We start from the raw sequence: 16,185 nt of genomic DNA, 5'->3' as shown, positions 1-16,185 counted from the left end.
TCACCTCCGTGCCCACGCAGAACCGCTCTGCCGGGAGAATGCCCGGGAAACGACCAAATGCCAGAACAGCGGCGCGATCGGAATTTCCGGGCGCAGAAGGAAGGAGTCGAAAACCGATATGACCATGAATGTCACCATAATCGAAAGGGATTTGGTCTGAAGCCCTGATGCGCGATAGGACACCGCCAGCAGGACGAAAAAGCCACCGATGGCACCAACAGCTGACAAAAGCATCAGAAACATGTTGTCGATACCTGTACCGTTCGGTGGTTGAAACGTCGAGATGGCCGTCTCCGGCTCTCAGGATTTCCTTGAGGAACGAAGTCGCAACTTGAACGCTTCCTTCAACGTGGAGGTCTGCAGTGTTTATCAAAGTGCCACGCATCATCGGCACCTCTTGCTATTGATAGCCCGAAGGATGGCCCCGATCGACCAGGACACCACCAAACCCGCAGACAGGTATGCGAACGAGGAAAGAAGATCACCCCGAAACACAAAGAACACGCCGCCGAACAGAAAATAATAGACCGTATTCTGGTAGTTCAATCGGCTGTTTAGGTTTGCCCTAGGACCCAAAGTGCGGTCTGCGCGTCCCATGAGATAGCCGATAACGAGGCCGAAGAGGATCACCCCGACAATTCCGAAGTTCACGTATCCTTCACCGAGAAATGGCATCGATATATTGTTGAAAATATATCCCAGCCGGTCCGCCATCTCAAAACCACTTCCTACTGGCTTGGCCGGCCAAAATGAGCGTGGCACAAAAAAGAGGAGCGCGCCCAAAAGCTGGTAACCATCTGAAATAAAATGCGCCTCAAAAGCACTGGCGAAATTCTCATACGCATCAAAATGCGCTGCAAAAAAGAAGGTTTCGGTTGGTAGCAAGGAAATCTTTTCGGATGCAGAATAATAGCGAAACTGATCGAGAAAGGGAAATACAACCAATAAAGACAAAAGGAGAGTCAGCGCGAAATTCGTCCCTCTGCGCATGGCCGGCAACATAATCATGAGGATCGGAATGTAGGTGTAGGCAACGAAGTAGCGCGCCACCCCGGTGGGAAAGACTGCGAGAAGCACCACGGCAAACAAAAACAACTGCAGAAACCGATGTCGATGTAGTTCGGTGGCGGCGAAATAAAAAGCGAACGGGGGCGCCAGTCTCGTTAGCATTCCGAATACCAAGGCTGATGAACTAGAGGTGAACACGGCCTCCCGTGTTTCGCCGAGAAGGCCTCGAAAGAACAGCAGGCGCGGGTTGAAGTTGTTGATGTACAGGACACCCAAAAAGCCAAGACCGGCGAGAGCGACCAGCAAGAAAGCTGTCAGTTGTGGTCGGGTGATCGAAAAGTGTTTCGCAACACTACGGCTGCGCTTTCGAAACGCGAGATTGTGAGCGACGAACGTGGCGAACCCCGAAAAGAAAATCATGAGGTTGACGTCAACATAGGTTGCCGGGGCGATCGCTGATGAGCGCCAGATCGTCACGCCCTTCGTGTAATGGAGCCACGGAATCAGGCCGAGGAAGGTGAACGCGAAAATCCAATACAGCAGCAGTAGGCTTGCGCGCCGCGTGGCAGAAAGACCCAGGAAGAGCGCCGACTGCGTCGTCGTGAGCAGGAAACTGAAGCCGACCAAATCGAAGGAGAGACCAAAGGTGGCAACAAATCCCAGCAGGATCAGGACCGGCCAGATAAGCTGGAAAAAGATCGACAATGCGAGACCTCAGGTCTGCCTAGCAAGGTTTGAAACCCGGCGAGAGTTCGTTTGAAGTGGTGTCGGAATCCTTTGTGCCTTTGTATATGTCAAGGCTCCTATCCATAGAGATGTCGGAGAGGTATGTTCGTTTCGCAACATTGACGATTGAGCTGTCGTCGCGTGCAATTTTTGCGAGGAAGCTGAAGTGCCTGTATGTGTCGAAGAAAAACTCCGAGCTGGAGCGGTATAGGCAGGGAACGAGCGTGTCTGCCGCATCGTCGTCGTAATAATGCTTGTGCCGGATGAACATTTTTCCGTCGTCGCCGACCTCAAAGTCGCGGAAGTAGCTGTTATCGTAGCCGCAGATGTAGATTTTTTTGTACCCAAGCATTTTCGCCAGCGAAAGTGCGAAAAAGGCGGTCACGCCATAGTAGCCCGCCGGCCTTGTAATGTCCGAGGTGTTCGCGGCATCGATGTTCGATAGACTACAAAATCCCATCCGCAACGGGCTCTTCCCGTCGATGTATTTTGCCGGTGCGAAGTAGGTGATCCCCAATCTCTCGCAGGTTTCGAGATCCCGCGAGTACTGGGTGTCCCCGCCCGCGAAATGAACATTGTCGGCGAACACTGCAAAGCGTGGTGGCGCAGTCTCGGCACTCTTGGAGGCGTAGGAATTGACGGAAATAAGGTCATATTTCCCAGTCTGACAGAGTGCCCGGATTTTGGCCAGATCGATGTCGCGAAGCGAAGGGCCGTTGGCGAAAACGAAGGCGGATTTGCCCCTCTTTCGGATATCTGTGGAGGTCTCGCGAATGAATGCTCGGGTGTGGCGCAGGACGCGGCGGTATTTCGCCCAATAGATCGGCCAAACCACTGCGAGAAACAGCCGGTAGAGGATAATTGCGAACAGTGATCGCGTTTCTTGCAAGAAGGGTTTGCTGTAGAATTTTTTTATTGCGGCGAACATTCAAACCAGATCCTTATGGCGCACAGGCGTGTGCTTGACTACGTCTCGGCTGGCTCGTCTGCCCACTACCTCTTCCAGCATTTTCGGCGGCAGGCCGTAGCCCGGGCGGACGCTGCGCACGGCGTCCGGTTTGATCACCTCGCCCGCCTTTAGGTCCTTCACGAAGTAGAGCGAGCGGCGGAATTGCACGTTACCCGCTTCGCTCGATTTCCGGCCGTAATCAACCTTGCCGAGCGCTGACCAGGCGGTGTGCGCGTCGCGGCAGAGCGCGGCCATGTCGGCGGGTTCCAGGGAGAAGCTATCGTCCGGGCCGCCGCCATTGCGGTCGAACGTGAAGTGCTTCTCGATGATCGAGGCCCCAAGGGCAATGCTGGCGATGGCGGTAGTATTGTCGAGCGTGTGGTCCGACAGCCCGGTGACCAGGCCGAAGCGCGACATCTTGTCGGGAATGGTGCGCAGGTTGTAGTCTTCGGCAGGCGCCGGATAGCCGCTAACGCAATGGAGGATGGCCAGTTCTTTGCAGCCACCTTCGCGCGCGGCTTCGATGGCCTCGGCGATCTCTTCATCATTGGCCATGCCGGTGGAGATGATCATCGGTTTGCCGGTCGCCGCTACGTAGCGGATTAACGGCAGGTCGACTGCTTCGAACGACGCAATCTTGTAGGCTGGTGCGTTCAAGTCTTCGAGTAGATCGACTGCAGTTGTATCGAAAGGGGAGCTGAACATAGTAATGTCTAGCTGGCGCGCATGCTCGAAGAGCGGCTTGTGCCACTCCCACGGCATGTGGGCCTCTTTGTAAAGCTCAAAAAGTGTGCGCCCATCCCAGAGCCCGCCTCTGATGCGGAACTCTTCAGATTGGCTGTCGAGAGTGATGGTGTCAGGCCTGTATGTCTGCAGTTTCACTGCATCAGCGCCCGCTCTTTTCGCCTCTTCGACAATTGTAAGTGCAGTCTCAAGGCGGCCGTTGTGGTTTGCTGAAAGCTCGGCGATCACGTAGGGAGGGTGATCCGCTCCGATTTTCCGTCCTGCAATTTGCATGGCGTTGGTCATTCTTTTGATCCTCGATGTCGAGTAAAAGTGCGAGACAAAAGCGCTTTCTTGGCCTCCGGCCATTCTGACCGAAGCAGTCCAAAATGAATTACCGGATGGTAGGCTCCGTCGGCTCGATGTTGGTCGCGTAGAAGGCCCTCCTGATGAAAGCCCAATCGCTGATGCAGTCGGATCGAGCCTTCATTGAATGTTAATGCTTGGCCGCAGACCTTGTGCAACTGCAGTTCGAAAAAGGCATGGTCTAGTGCTGCGAGCCCCAATGCGTGGCCTTTTCCTTTCGGAGCACCCGGCCGGGCGTAAAAGCCCCAATCGGATACTCCTCCAACTTCAACGCGGTCGAATTGGATGAACCCAAATGGACTGCCGTCGGCTTCAGCGATCAGCAGGCGGCGGCCGGCAGCCGAACTCGCCTTTTCGAACCAAGCGCGATGCTCTTCCGGGCCGATTTCGCGGCTGGTGAACATCACGCTGCGGACAGACGGATGATTGCGCCAAGTCAGAACCAGAGGCAAATCGCGCTTAACCAAGCGCCGGATATGGATACGTTCAGGCATCCATTGGCACCAGCTGTTGAAGGACACGAGTCGCACCTTTTCCATCTGTCACATTCGCTGCAGCCCGACTCATTTCAGCGAGGGCGCTGGTCATGTTCGCGCGATACAATCCGTCTCGCAGGGCTATCCCGACGCTATCTGTTTCATAGCAAGCTAACCCGGCCCCGACCTCATGTAGCATTTCCGCCACCGCCTCTTGGTTCTTCGCGAGAACGAGCGTGACACTAGGGAGACCTAACGCGCATCTCTCCCAAGTGGTCGTGCCGCCCGCCCCGATGGCTAGGTCGCTCTCGGTCATCAGTCGGGCCATGTCACTCACCCCAACTCTAACTTCGCTCGTGTGGCGCATCCGCTCGGCGCGCGAGCGTATTCTGGCGATCCACGGAGCCTGCGGCCCCATAACGACGGTGATACGCACCTCGCTCGGCAAAGCTGAGTTGTCGAGTGCATTTAGCACCCGCTCCGTGGTGTTGTCCTTGTCGATTCCTCCCATGGTAACAAGCACCCGTTGCAATTTTGGCTGCGCCCGGCGTGCGAGGCTTTCGGCGCGCAGTTCAGCGAATTCAGGGCGTAGCAACGCGTAGCGCGGCCCGAGCAGCAAAGTCGTGCTGGGCGGGACCAGACCCGCATAGTCCTTTGGCTGCCGGCCAAGGCTCTGATCCAGAAGTAGGTCGCATTCATGTGGTCGGTCGGCAAGATCGTCGATCACCATCAGGCGGCTAACGGAGGGGCGAAGCGCCTTTTCCCAGCGCGCGTCTAGCGCGTAGTGATCGACCACTAGCCAGTCAATATGTCCGCCGCACGCGAACGCCTCCAGCGCCCTCTGACTAGCCGTAGCATCCGCTTCCCAACTGGTCCCCAGCCAATACGCATGGGGTGGCTCTGTGGCGGCTTGTTCGAATTGATTGGCGGGCCCCACCTCGCTAGCGCGCGGCAGCGTGAATACTTCATAACCCTGTTTAGCGATGAAATCGAGCAAATGGCCGTCATGTTGACGACAGATAAAGACGCAATCCGCACCCTTGTCGCGCAGGGCGGCTGCTAACGTGAGGCAGCGCATGACATGACCAGTCCCGATCTCAATCGCAGCATCGGTGCGGAAGGCGACGCGCAGAGGAGAACTCGGAGATATCACTGAAAGCCTCGCGCTCTGAGCAAAAGCTCTGCACGGTCCCAGTCTTCCAGAGTGTCAATGTCCTGCACTCGGTGTCGGGGCAAAACAACGGGCGCCGCATGTGGCCCAAACAGCGGTTTGCCCGAGAGCCAGGCCTCTGCTCGTCCCCAGTAAAACTGGCCGGCATCGTGCCAAGCTTCTTCTAGATCCTGCGAGCGGGTATTGAACTGACGCGCGTCGAACATTTCTACGCGGTTGTCCAGTCGGACCCGAAGCGCTCGTTGGATCGGTGCTGCGTAGCGCGTCACAGAAAAAGCGAAGTCCGCCCCGCTTTCTTGCAAGATGACGAGGCCGCGTCGTAGATCATCGACTTCAATAAATGGCGCCGTCGCGTAGATGCAACAAACCTCTTCGGCCGGTTCGCCTTGGGTGTTCTGCCAGTCAACGGCGTGAGCGATCACCGGAACGGTTCCAGTGTAGTCGCCAGACAAGTTTGCCGGGCGAAAAAAGGGGACTTCCGCCCCGAGGGCTCGGGCGGTCTCGGCAATTTCTCTATCATCGGTGCTGACGATTATCCGATCGAATAGCCCGCTCGTGCGGGCGGCCCCAATCGACCAAGCGATCATCGGCCGCCCGCCGAACGGCCTTATATTCTTGCGCGGAATCCGTTTGCTTCCGCCACGCGCCGGGATGACCGCTAGTTTCATTGGCTCATTGCCTCATTGAGAGCTTCGACGACAAAGTCTTGCTCTTCGTTGGTCAGCGAGGGGTGCATCGGGATGCTGATCGCTTCGCGATAATATTGTTCCGCTTGCGGAAAATCACCCCATCCAAAGCCCATCTTTCGGTAATAAGGCTGGGTATGAACTGGGATGTAATGCAGATTTGCCATGATGTCCTTCGCTCGAAGCGCCTCGAACACCTTCCGGTGACTGGCCGGTGCGATTTCGTCAAGCTTGAGACGGATGACATAGAGATGATACGCCGAGTAGCTATCAGGGTGCTGCCAAGGCAGAGTCAGCGGCAGATCTGCCAAAAGTAAGTCATAGCGCGCTGCGATCTCGTGACGGCGGGCGACGTATTGCGAAAGACGATCCATCTGGCTAACGCCCAGTGCTGCCTGCAAGTCAGTCAAGCGGTAATTGTAGCCGAGCGTAACTTGCTGATAGTACCACGGACCGTCCATTTCCTGCGTCATCAGTTCAGGATCGCGGGTGATGCCGTGACTGCGATACAATCCCAGCCGAGTGGCCAGCGTATCGTCGTTGGTGACCGCCATGCCACCTTCACCAGTCGTTATGATCTTGACTGGGTGGAAGCTGAATACAGTGATGTCGCTATAGCGGCCATTGCCGATCGGATCGCCTTTGTAGCGACCGCCTATTGCATGCGATGCGTCTTCGATGATCTTGAAGCCGTAGTGCTGCCCAAGGGCGTGGATGGCCTCCATGTCACATGGCTGCCCGGACAGATGGACCGGCACGACAACTTTGGGCAAACGGCCGTCTTTCTCAGCTCGGTGAAGCTTCTCCTCAAGCGACTGCGGGCAAAGGTTGTAAGTCTTTGGGTCGATATCGACGAAATCAACCCGCGCGCCGCAATAGATACCGCAATTGGCAGAGGCAACGAAGGTGTTTGGGGTTGTCCAGAGCCAATCGCCTGGGCCGAGGTCCAAAGCAAGGCAGGCAATGTGGAGAGCAGAAGTTGCGCTGTTGACTGCTATCGCGTGAGTTGCTTGGGTGGCATTTTTAACGGCGTTCTCAAACGCCGGTATACTAGGCCCTTGAGTGAGGTTCACTGATTTCAATACGTGAACAACTGCATCAATATCACTCTGAGTGATGTCTTGTTGTCCATAGCGGATCATGTTTTTCACCATTTCGGAGCCTTATCAACTGGCGTTATGTGAAGTGTTCTCGTCGAGAAAAAGGCCAAGAGTTTCCAGGCAAGGATCAGAGAGAATGATAGGTTTAGCGCGATTGGCACGGCCAATGTGCCGACCTTGTGCCCTATCATCCAAGTGCAAGCGACAAAAATAAATAGCCCAACAATGTGACTTAGAATGATGGGCTTGTCGCGCCTGCGTGCATACAGCGCATAATGTGGAATCATTCCCAGCGCATTGAGCGCTGTGGCAGACAGTATCCAAGGGTATAGGCTAATCTCGGCTTGATAGATTGATTTTCCAATCCAATTTAGGAGATATGGTAAAGCTAGCCAGCTTAAGAAGCCAAATGCGATCACAATGGAAATCGTTTGAAGAAGTGCGTTTCGAAGGAGGTTCCACTCTTTTTCGTAATTACCTTGATGATTGCAGTGTATGAGCGCTGGATATGTAAAAGAGAAAACACCGGCGTCTAAAAACACCATCAATGAACCGGCTACTCCCATAAAGAGAACGTAAGCTGCAACCATTTCCACGCCACCGAGTGTCTCGACCCAATATCTATCAAAAGTCTGTATTCCGCGTAGTGAAAGCGTCGCTGTCAGAAAGGCGAGGCTAACGGTCAAGCCTTTGCGCACCCAAAGCCAATCAACAGAATCTCTCCATCCTCCCATCTCAAGTCTCCAAACTCGCCAACTCCCAAATGCCGCTGCGAGGATGCCGCCCGTTGCCCATAACGCCAGCACATCACCCAATTGCCGGCTTGCGGGCTCACATGTCATCAAGACACTGATCGCTATGGCCCAGCTGCCCTGACGTAGAAATAAGACTAGACTTGCAGAAAGCTGTTCTGAGAGCGCTACGAGAAGCCGCATAATTTCTTGGTTGTAGTGCTCTAGAATAAGAATTGGAAAAAACCACCAGACCAAGGTAATGGGCCAATCCATGCGACTAATGATCGCTAAGGCAATTGGTATGGCCGCTATGTAGAGGCCCCCAGATAACATCACTTGAGCTTTCAGGAATTGGCCCCGCTTTTTCATCGGTGCCCGCAGAACCTCCCTCGTCATGTATGTATAGAAATCCAGCCCGACGAAATATAGGGCATACCCAATCGTTGCGGTGAAGATCCCGTAATAACCGACAATTGCAGGGTCAAGAAACTTGGCGAGTATGAATACGAATAGGAATCGCGTGCCAAGTGTGGTGGTGCGCAAGCCAACATTTACGAAGCGAGTGTATTTACTATTCAAGACTTCTCAATTTCTATTTTTTGAGCAGCTTTAATTCAGCGTGAGTGGCCGGTGGCTGTTACCGCTTTTCACGGCCTCTTGAGGCTTGCTCGTGAATTGTTTAATATTCCGCTCAAGGCTTTCTGCGAATATAATTTATAGATGTGTTATGTGTCGTCAGAAAGGCAAAGGGTTATCGTGGTTTGAGATTGTTATTTTCTGCTTCAGTCTCCTCGCGAAGCGCCTTAATCTCCGCCTTCAACGCCTCAAACTCCGCCATCTTCCGTGCCAAAAACCGCTGCGTAATCGCAGCCTTTTCTGCTACGCCCTTCGGCGTCAGCAGGTAGGCGTAGCGCCTCTTGTCTTCTGCCGCCTTGAAGTTTCCGAGCTTGACGAAGCCTTTTTCCACGAGAGCTTTCAGCACGTAGTTTGCACTTCCGGTGCTAACGCCAACCGCGTCTGCCAATTCACGCTGCGACATTTCGGGGTTTTCTTCGAGAAGGCGCAGGATGCGAAAGCGGATATCTTCCTGGACCTTGCTGCGCTGGCCTGCCATCAGAAGCTCGCATTCCGGCAGGCTACCGCACCAGCGCTGACTCGGGTCAGCCTGAGGGGAGGGGCGTTCTTAATTTGGAGTCGAAAATCCGACATCGTTCAAATTTGAGCGGTAGCAGACTGCTGCAACTCCTAAAAGGGTGTCTATGCAAATTCAGTCATTCGGCAAGGGAAGTCACGGGCGTGTGAAGTCGCGCATGTCGAGCCCGGAGTTTTCTACCTGTGGGAGGCGTGCAAATAAGCAGGAAGACGCGCGGAGCCGGGTGCGCTTTCTGGGCATAACCCGCTGTGAGTCAGCCCTTCTGCCGCTCCACGAATTGACCAAGCTTGGAAAAGTTCTTGCTCACAATCGTCATCACGCCGCCCACTTTGTTGCCGCGGATCGCGCGCCAGTCTTCGCCCATCTTTTCGCGGATCCGGGCGAGATTGCGATTGCTTACACCGCCCAGGCGCATCTTGTAGAGCACCTCGGGGATGTAGACCGAGCGACTGGTTGCTTGCGAGAAATAGCGCAGGATGAAGTCGTAATCGGCTGCGATCCGGAAGCTGGTGTCGAAGCCGCCGAGGCGCACGTAGACCGAGCGCCGGAGGTAGAGGGTGGGGTGGGCCGGCATCCAGCCTCGTCTGAGTTTCGCAGCGCTATAGGGGCCGGTGGCCCAGTGCCGGACGACCTTTGTCGTATCGGCTTGCGAGACATAATCGGGATTAGAGAAGGCCGCCTCAACCTGCGGGTCCTCAAACGCGCCTGCAACGCGGGAAAGGACGTCTTGATGGGCGAGCAAGTCGTCGCTGTGGACGATGTCACCGGACGCTGTCGTGGCGACCCGAGCCAATCTGTTCGACCCGTCTATAGGTGCTCCCGGCGGAGGATGAAGCTGGGCTCTGTCCGTGTCGTGGCGGCGCTATCTTCCGCTCGCCGCATAAGCCCAAATCCCGCCGCTCCTCTTCGGGTCGCGCCAGCCTGTCGTCGCAATTGATCGCTGACACCGCACCCGAGATCACCGCGCCGGGGTCGTCGTGAGCGACTGCGCCAGGCGGCGTCCGAAGAACCCAAGTCTGACCAGCCAGCGACGAAGAAAAAATCGATAGGTTGTCGGTCCACTCTATCGCCGCGTAGTCGACCGAGATGTCATCGGACCTAGGTCTAGACCCGTCCCGGGGTTCGGGTGTCAGCCGCATGAAACTCAGGTCGGACTTCCCGCCATCGACCGCCGCCTAAATCGGCGCGCCACATTCGGACGCGTGTTTCCAGATGGCGTCGACAATGCCCCCGATTGGTAGCTACTGGCGCTCAGCACCGCAGCGGCAAGGATAGCATCGATCTTCTTCCACGAAGCTTCTCCTCGCCAGTGGGCTGTCACACCTGCGGCTGCGGCGCCGCCTTAAAGGCTGCGTCGCCACCTGTTACGGTGGCCGCGCAATCTAGGAGGCTGCTGAAGTGACTCCATCACCCCCTGGGCCAATCGTGAATTCCGTCACATCCTTCACGTCAACCGTGACAAGTTCCGGACGCGCGTATTGCAGCTTAGCCTCGCCATGTTCCTGATTGGATTTATGCAGTTTTTCGAAAGTGTCGTTCATGTCGATTCCTAGAAAATATGGCGCCCAAGTTGGCTTGTCGGTCTGGATGTCCCGTGCCACAAGCTCATCCTCGATAACTCACGGGGGCGTGCGCTGGCAACAAGAAACCCGGCACTATCTGAAACGCTTGGCGCAGAAATGTGCGGGACTTCAAACAGCATGCATCCTGGGCGCCAAGGACGAGATATTTTGACCATGGACCAATTGAAAGACCTCTTGCTCGATCTCCTTTTCGCGCCGGCCGACCGTCCAAGTGCCAAGGATGTGTCGCTAACGGAAGACGAGGCCGAGATCGTTCTGGCCTGGGCGCAGGAGCATCGTGTTGGTCCCTTGCTCATGCACGCGGTTCAGGCCAGAGCCGGTGATGGCCTTTTTCCCGCAACGCTGCGCGAACCTCTTCGCCGCATGCGGACAAATGCCGCGTTTCGCACATTGGCGATGCAAAGCATGATCCTCAACGCGCACCGCATCCTGGACGCCGCGGGCATTCCGCATCTGTTTCTCAAGGGGGCGTATCTTTCGCTCTATTGCTATCCCGAGGCCGGGCTTCGGCCGATGCGTGACTTGGATATTTTGGTGCCCATGGATCGGGCTTTGGAGGCCTACGAGGCAATGATTGGCGCCGGGTTTACGCGCCATCCCGAGTATCCGGGGGTTCCGTCCGCGTTTCTGGAGAAAGGGCAGCACTTCCCTCCGCTGCGCGCCGGGGGTGGGCGTGGAACCATCGAAATGCATTTTCGGTTGGCCGATACGCGGGCGGTATCCGCTGGTCGCCAGGCCAACTTTCAGCAGTTGTTTGACCGCGCGATCACCAGGTCGTTTCAGGGTGAGGCCCTCATTTTTCCGGGGCCGGAAGACTTCCTGCTGCACCTCTGCGTGCATGCAGCCTATCAGCACAATTTCGATAATGGACCGCTTGGGGTGGCGGATATTCAATGGCTGTTGGCGTCTTCTGCGATCGACTGGCCTCTCTTCTGGAAACTGGCCGAAGATGAAGGTGCCGTCGTCGGCGCGGCCTTGTGTTTGAGGCTGGCCGAGACCCTGTGCGGGGATATCGGCGTCGCGTGGACTACTGAAGCGCGCGAAGCGGTCGATGCTTCGCCAGATGTCGTGCGGCATGCCGCGCGCAGCCTTCTGCAAGATTTTCACAGTCGCAGGGACGCCAAGCTGAGAGTTGCCCTAAGTTCCACGACACCTCTTTCAGGTCGATTTCGTGAGCTCCAAGCACGGATTTTTCCGAGCAGGCGACACCTTGCAAGATCGTATCCCTTCGAGTCGGGGGCTCTCATGCTTTGGCTGTGCTATCCCGTGCATTGGAAGCGGCTTTTCAGTCAGCGCCTACCGAGCATGCTGCGAAGCCGGGTGAGCCGGACCGCCAAAAGCGACGTCGAAAGCCTGTGTGCTATCAGCAATTTCCTGTCCGAGCCACGGACGCAACCGGCCGGAGCCACGCTACACACCAAGGCCGGAGGCGACCGATGATCGCGCTTCTCACGCGATGGGGCGACCAATCGGCGTTACGCCAGCTTGCCCCTCGTCTTTCGGCTGCCTTGTCAGAGGGGGGCAAGGCAGGGGAGGCTTCAATTCAGCACAATGCGGTTGTCGCCCATGGGACTGCTTTCGGGGAGCAGAGTCTTGCCCATCTGCCGAGCGGCGATGTCCTGCTCTTTTGCGGCGCGATCGACAATGCGCCCCGGATGCGGGCTGAATTGGGTTGCCCCGCGGCATCGGGTGCTGACCTCTACGCGGCGGCTCGCCTCCGTTGGGGCGAGGATGCCGAGGCCCACGTTGCGGGTGCCTATGCCGCGATCCTGCTTCAGGACGGGGGAAAGCGTATCCGCCTCGTCCGTAGCCCGATCCGGGCGCCCGCCCTCTACTACTGGTCCGACGCGGAAAGCCTGATTGTCGCCTCCACTCCGGGTGCGATTTTTGCGACAGGGTTGGTCGAACGTCGTGTCGATCAACAGAAGCTCGCCGACAGCCTCTATCTTAATTATGCCGAGGAGGAGCGCGGGTGGTTCGAGGGCGTGATCCGCCTTCCAAGAGGCGCGCGGGCCGAGGCGACACCGGAGGGTGTTACGGTTAGCCACTACTACGACATCGGCGATATTCCTCCCGTCCGTTTCAATCACGACCAGGATTATGTCGATGCCGCTGACGCGCTGTTCGCGGAGAGCGTCGAACAGATGCTCGACGGGTTTGACCGCCCGGCCATCAGCCTTTCGGGGGGCTTCGACAGCCAAGCCGTTGCCGCCTACACGATGCGGGCACGTCGAGGCCAAGCCTTGATGTCCTATACCTCCGTGCCTCGCGATGACTGGCAGGAAAGCGATGCTGCGGCCACCTTCGGGGACGAGCGGGCGCATGTCACAGCGTTAGCGGCCATGTATCCGGAACTGTTGCCCCGCTGGATCACCGGCGGCGACCGGGAGCTTTCCTATTGTCAGCGCGAGCTTTTCGAAACGGCATTAGTGGCGCCGCGTAACGGGGCCAACCTTTACTGGATTCACGATATTCGCAAAGCAGCAAAGGCAGACGGGGCTGATGTTCTGCTGACTGGCGCCCTTGGAAACCTGACATTCAGCTATGACGGGACCGGGCTTTTGCCGGACTTGCTGCGGCAGCGACGGATCGGGCGTGCGGGATCCGAGCTTTGGCATGGCGGGTCGCGCCGCAAGCTTGCGCACCGGGTCGTGGCGCAGGCGGTGCTTCCCTTCCTGTCACCAGCGCAGCAAAGAGCCGTGTTGCGCAAGCGCGGTGCCGTGTTCGACGATCCGCTCGACAGCTGGTCCCCTATACACCCTGAATTTGCCGCCGACATGAAGGTCGCAGAACGCAGCATCGGGAGCGGGGTCGATCGCTTTGGATTGGCTATCCGCTCGGTCGAGAGTTTTCGGCGGACTCTCATGGGGAACGCCGCTACGGAAGGCGGGGACATGATGTATGCCATGGACCGGTTGCACGGTCTGCCGTCTCGCGACCCCACCGCCTATCGCCCGCTTCTCGAGTATTGCTTCGGCATCCCTGCCACACAGTATCGCAAAAGGGGCGTCACACGCTGGCTAGCGCGTCGGATGCTGGCGGGGAAGGTGCCCGAAATGATCCTTAAGGAAACCCGCCGAGGACGGCAGGCGGCGGACTGGTTCATTCGTCTCAAGGGTCGCCGGGATGCGATCATCGACGAGCTTGATTGGCTGACCCATGATCCGGATGTATCCGGGCGCCTCGACCTTCAGCGCCTGAGGCGGGCGGTGGAGACCATGCCCGAAAGCCAGGCGGAGCTGACGCCCGCCCATGCCGCGACGCTTTCGTTTGCGCTGTCCCGGGGGTTGACGACGGCGCGGTTCATCCGCTTTTTGGCGGGTCGGAACGACATCTAGGGGAGCGGAAGATTGCCCTCGGCGTCGAGATAGCCGAAGCGCGTCATTACGTCGTGATGCGTGCCGATAATTCGGTCTACATGCGCCGATGTCAGCGTCTCGCGCCAGCTTCCCGCCCGGCCTTCGCGGAAGAAACGCTCTGCTTTGCCCGGGCGCTCTCGAAAGCCGGTTTGCGCCTCTTGCGACGACAGAGCCTCAAACGTGCTGAAGCCGATCGCCCGTGCCAAGCGCGTGGCCTCGACCGAAAGCCCCAGGAAGGTGAGGGCCTGCCCGAATGCTTCGGTCGGTTTTGCAAGCATGTCTTCGTAGCGCAGGATCATAAGGTTCAGATCCGGCGCCCGGGTCCAGCTGTTTACATGGTCCGACCATGTCCCCATGACTTGCAGCAACTGGTCCTTCAGACTTTTGGTGCCGCGGGCGAGCGCATGATTCGGATTGGCCATCAGCGAGATTGCACCATCGATGTCGATGCCATTGTGATTGGCCAGCGACGGGGCCACGTCTAGCGGATTGCGCACCAAGTAGATCGCTCCGAGCGTCGCAAGGTCATCGACCAGGGGGCGGCCATCATCGTCGCAGCTATAGGCATCATGGATCTTGTGATAGCCGACAGCGTCGTCGCGGCTTGCCCAGCGATAGACTTGCGGGCGGAGTGACTGCACTTCCGCTTGGGTCAAATCCGCCGTGTCGAAACCGATGACGTCATCGACCCAGCCACGGCTGCTGGCGATGGCACCGGTATTCAGCTCATTGATGCCGACCGGTGCCTCGCTGTCCGACATGTAGTTGGCGAGCACTGCGCGAAACCATGTGTTGCCGGATTTGGGATATGACGCGAGCCAGTAAATCCCTCCCATCTATGAATTCCCTTTGACATCCGCCAACAAGGCATCGACGAGGCGATCGATCTCGAATCCGTCCGATGGTCGTTCGGCCAGTGCCATCCGGGCTTGATTGGCGAGGGCGCCGCATTGCTCAAGATGGGTCGCCTGCAATGACATGCCCACCATGAACCGGTGTCGGTAGGTGTTTTCTCGAAGCCGCTTGAACTTTTCGATCCCAGTCAACGGGGTCAGGGTAATGTCGCTCCGATGATGAGGTGAGAGCCGGTAGATCCATCGAACAGGCCGTGGATCTTCGCAGAATTCGGTGCGGGTAGGCAGGTTATATTTTTTCAACTCGGGCCGGATACGCTGCAACTCGTCAGTCTGGATGCCTAGTTTGTCAGCCGTGTCTTGCCAGAGCTTGATACGGGGAAAACCCGGCACGGCGCATCCGGCAGGGTCGATCGGGACGACGTCATCAGCGAGAAGCCGATACCCGCGCTGGGCGAAGGCTGCGGCCAGCGTCGATTTGCCAGCACCGGACGGGCCGACACAGACCATGCAGTGGCCGTCGATTTCGATCGCGTTGCCATGCAGGATGAGCATCCCACGCTGAAACAGGAGAGCGCCCAAGCCCGACCCTAAAAGGAAGACCCGGATCGACGCTTCATCGATGCCCGGTGCAGGATCGATCGTGATCTGCCGTTTGTCCGAAACCCGGAAGCGCGCGACCTGCGGCACTTCAAGCCAGAAATCGTCGGTTCCGACCCAGATGAAAGGCGAAATTTGTCGGCCGCCGGGCAGCCCGTCGGCAGGGACCGGCCCGAACTTGATTGCCACGTCCGCGACGCTTTTCTCGGTGGATATGGATTGAAGTTCCGGCAGTTCCAGATCGGAGGCAAAGACCAGTCCGTAGGTAATGTAGTGAAAGGTCATGGGATATTCTGGCCTGAGATGGTCGGATGACCGAGCTAACGGTTTTCGTTTTGGGGGACAAGCACCGGTGTTCTTGCGTCCCGGCGGGGTCTCTTGTAGCGGTGCCTTTTAGCGACGTTGATTTAGAAAGACATCACGATGACCGAACAAGCGTATCGTCAGTCCGAGAAAACTCTGGCGACGCCGATGGACGATGAAACGGTCATGATGGATATCGAAAAGGGGACCTACTTCGGCATTCGTGGTGTCGGGACCTTGATTTGGAAACTATTGGAAAAGCCCCAAACCGTATCCTCTTTGACTGACGCTATCTGTGCCGTCTACGAGGTCGATTCAGAGACTGCACGCGCAGATGTATCCGTCTTCCTTGATAACTTGGCCGAGAACGGCCTCGTCACGCCGGCCTGAGGTC

Annotated in this window: 17 protein-coding genes; 3 read left to right on the top strand and 14 right to left on the bottom strand. The window is 57.2% G+C overall.

The genetic code is table 11. The features are described from left to right. The 12 genes from B6V73_RS16570 to B6V73_RS20540 all read right to left on the bottom strand — a co-directional run bounded on the left by B6V73_RS16570 (position 1) and on the right by B6V73_RS20540 (position 10,693). Positions 1 to 243 (bottom strand): hypothetical protein, encoded by a 243-nt coding sequence (locus tag B6V73_RS16570; RefSeq protein ID WP_088725821.1) that lies wholly within the window; start codon positions 241 to 243, stop codon positions 1 to 3. A gap of 141 nt (positions 244 to 384) precedes the next feature. Next, positions 385 to 1,713, bottom strand: coding sequence for an O-antigen polysaccharide polymerase Wzy (wzy, locus tag B6V73_RS16565; RefSeq protein ID WP_088725820.1), 1,329 nt, complete (start codon positions 1,711 to 1,713; stop codon positions 385 to 387). Between the two features lie 19 nt (positions 1,714 to 1,732). Further along, positions 1,733 to 2,662 carry a hypothetical protein gene (locus B6V73_RS16560; protein WP_088725819.1) on the bottom strand — a complete coding sequence of 310 codons (930 nt, stop codon included), beginning with the start codon at positions 2,660 to 2,662 and terminating at the stop codon, positions 1,733 to 1,735. Then, positions 2,663 to 3,712 carry a pseudaminic acid synthase gene (gene pseI / locus B6V73_RS16555; protein WP_088725818.1) on the bottom strand — a complete coding sequence of 350 codons (1,050 nt, stop codon included), beginning with the start codon at positions 3,710 to 3,712 and terminating at the stop codon, positions 2,663 to 2,665. Continuing rightward, complete coding sequence (pseH, locus tag B6V73_RS16550) at positions 3,709 to 4,266, bottom strand: UDP-4-amino-4,6-dideoxy-N-acetyl-beta-L-altrosamine N-acetyltransferase (protein ID WP_088725817.1); 558 nt, start codon at positions 4,264 to 4,266, stop codon at positions 3,709 to 3,711. Before pseH ends, pseI begins: the two co-directional genes overlap by 4 nt. After that, entirely contained in the window at positions 4,259 to 5,401 is a 1,143-nt protein-coding gene (gene pseG, locus B6V73_RS16545; RefSeq protein WP_206185597.1) for a UDP-2,4-diacetamido-2,4,6-trideoxy-beta-L-altropyranose hydrolase, read from the bottom strand. The genes pseH and pseG overlap by 8 nt, the downstream gene beginning before the upstream one ends. After that, a complete protein-coding gene (gene pseF / locus B6V73_RS16540) occupies positions 5,398 to 6,087 on the bottom strand; it encodes a pseudaminic acid cytidylyltransferase (RefSeq protein ID WP_088725816.1) in 690 nt (229 codons plus the stop codon). Before pseF ends, pseG begins: the two co-directional genes overlap by 4 nt. After that, complete coding sequence (gene pseC / locus B6V73_RS16535; protein ID WP_088725868.1) at positions 6,084 to 7,247, bottom strand: UDP-4-amino-4,6-dideoxy-N-acetyl-beta-L-altrosamine transaminase; 1,164 nt, start codon at positions 7,245 to 7,247, stop codon at positions 6,084 to 6,086. The genes pseF and pseC overlap by 4 nt, the downstream gene beginning before the upstream one ends. 5 nt (positions 7,248 to 7,252) lie before the next feature. Beyond that, positions 7,253 to 8,518 carry a hypothetical protein gene (locus B6V73_RS16530; RefSeq protein WP_088725815.1) on the bottom strand — a complete coding sequence of 422 codons (1,266 nt, stop codon included), beginning with the start codon at positions 8,516 to 8,518 and terminating at the stop codon, positions 7,253 to 7,255. Positions 8,519 to 8,690: 172 nt separating this feature from the next. Then, positions 8,691 to 9,053: a MarR family EPS-associated transcriptional regulator gene (locus B6V73_RS16525; protein ID WP_088725814.1), complete on the bottom strand. Its 363-nt coding sequence runs from the start codon at positions 9,051 to 9,053 to the stop codon at positions 8,691 to 8,693. A 292-nt stretch (positions 9,054 to 9,345) separates the two neighbouring features. Continuing rightward, positions 9,346 to 9,666 (bottom strand): hypothetical protein, encoded by a 321-nt coding sequence (locus B6V73_RS20975; RefSeq protein WP_206185596.1) that lies wholly within the window; start codon positions 9,664 to 9,666, stop codon positions 9,346 to 9,348. Between the two features lie 808 nt (positions 9,667 to 10,474). Continuing rightward, positions 10,475 to 10,693 carry a hypothetical protein gene (locus tag B6V73_RS20540; protein ID WP_143597924.1) on the bottom strand — a complete coding sequence of 73 codons (219 nt, stop codon included), beginning with the start codon at positions 10,691 to 10,693 and terminating at the stop codon, positions 10,475 to 10,477. A gap of 135 nt (positions 10,694 to 10,828) precedes the next feature. On the opposite strand from B6V73_RS20540, the gene B6V73_RS16515 reads away from it, so the two are divergent. Further along, positions 10,829 to 12,115 (top strand): nucleotidyltransferase family protein, encoded by a 1,287-nt coding sequence (locus B6V73_RS16515; protein ID WP_168174919.1) that lies wholly within the window; start codon positions 10,829 to 10,831, stop codon positions 12,113 to 12,115. After that, complete coding sequence (locus B6V73_RS16510) at positions 12,112 to 14,013, top strand: asparagine synthase-related protein (protein WP_088725811.1); 1,902 nt, start codon at positions 12,112 to 12,114, stop codon at positions 14,011 to 14,013. Before B6V73_RS16515 ends, B6V73_RS16510 begins: the two co-directional genes overlap by 4 nt. On the opposite strand, the gene B6V73_RS16505 is transcribed toward B6V73_RS16510, so the two are convergent. Both B6V73_RS16505 and B6V73_RS16500 read right to left on the bottom strand, forming a co-directional pair. Then, the gene (locus tag B6V73_RS16505; protein WP_088725810.1) at positions 14,010 to 14,870 is read right to left on the bottom strand and encodes a sulfotransferase domain-containing protein; all 861 of its coding nucleotides are present in this window, start codon (positions 14,868 to 14,870) and stop codon (positions 14,010 to 14,012) included. The two genes, B6V73_RS16510 and B6V73_RS16505, sit on opposite strands and share 4 nt — an antisense overlap. Then, the gene (locus B6V73_RS16500) at positions 14,871 to 15,773 is read right to left on the bottom strand and encodes a hypothetical protein (RefSeq protein WP_088725809.1); all 903 of its coding nucleotides are present in this window, start codon (positions 15,771 to 15,773) and stop codon (positions 14,871 to 14,873) included. 138 nt (positions 15,774 to 15,911) lie between these two features. On the opposite strand from B6V73_RS16500, the gene B6V73_RS16495 reads away from it, so the two are divergent. Next, positions 15,912 to 16,181 (top strand): PqqD family peptide modification chaperone, encoded by a 270-nt coding sequence (locus B6V73_RS16495; RefSeq protein ID WP_088722155.1) that lies wholly within the window; start codon positions 15,912 to 15,914, stop codon positions 16,179 to 16,181. Positions 16,182 to 16,185: the final 4 nt, after the last annotated feature.

Source organism: Thioclava sp. JM3 (genome assembly GCF_002213185.1).
In the GTDB taxonomy this organism is placed as follows: domain Bacteria; phylum Pseudomonadota; class Alphaproteobacteria; order Rhodobacterales; family Rhodobacteraceae; genus Thioclava; species Thioclava nitratireducens.
This window is presented reverse-complemented; position numbering and strand designations above follow the sequence as displayed.

Bases quoted from the DNA above. Each gene is read 5' to 3' on its own strand.
- B6V73_RS16525 (WP_088725814.1), bottom strand. From the start codon at position 9,053: ATGGCAGGCCAGCGCAGCAAGGTCCAGGAAGATATCCGCTTTCGCATC.
- B6V73_RS16505 (WP_088725810.1), bottom strand. From the start codon at position 14,870: ATGGGAGGGATTTACTGGCTCGCGTCATATCCCAAATCCGGCAACACA.
- pseF (WP_088725816.1), bottom strand. From the start codon at position 6,087: ATGAAACTAGCGGTCATCCCGGCGCGTGGCGGAAGCAAACGGATTCCG.
- B6V73_RS16495 (WP_088722155.1), top strand. From the start codon at position 15,912: ATGACCGAACAAGCGTATCGTCAGTCCGAGAAAACTCTGGCGACGCCG.
- B6V73_RS16570 (WP_088725821.1), bottom strand. From the start codon at position 243: ATGTTTCTGATGCTTTTGTCAGCTGTTGGTGCCATCGGTGGCTTTTTC.
- pseI (WP_088725818.1), bottom strand. From the start codon at position 3,712: ATGACCAACGCCATGCAAATTGCAGGACGGAAAATCGGAGCGGATCAC.
- B6V73_RS20975 (WP_206185596.1), bottom strand. From the start codon at position 9,666: ATGCCGGCCCACCCCACCCTCTACCTCCGGCGCTCGGTCTACGTGCGC.
- pseC (WP_088725868.1), bottom strand. From the start codon at position 7,247: ATGATCCGCTATGGACAACAAGACATCACTCAGAGTGATATTGATGCA.
- B6V73_RS16515 (WP_168174919.1), top strand. From the start codon at position 10,829: ATGGACCAATTGAAAGACCTCTTGCTCGATCTCCTTTTCGCGCCGGCC.
- B6V73_RS16500 (WP_088725809.1), bottom strand. From the start codon at position 15,773: ATGACCTTTCACTACATTACCTACGGACTGGTCTTTGCCTCCGATCTG.
- B6V73_RS16560 (WP_088725819.1), bottom strand. From the start codon at position 2,662: ATGTTCGCCGCAATAAAAAAATTCTACAGCAAACCCTTCTTGCAAGAA.
- pseH (WP_088725817.1), bottom strand. From the start codon at position 4,266: ATGCCTGAACGTATCCATATCCGGCGCTTGGTTAAGCGCGATTTGCCT.
- B6V73_RS16510 (WP_088725811.1), top strand. From the start codon at position 12,112: ATGATCGCGCTTCTCACGCGATGGGGCGACCAATCGGCGTTACGCCAG.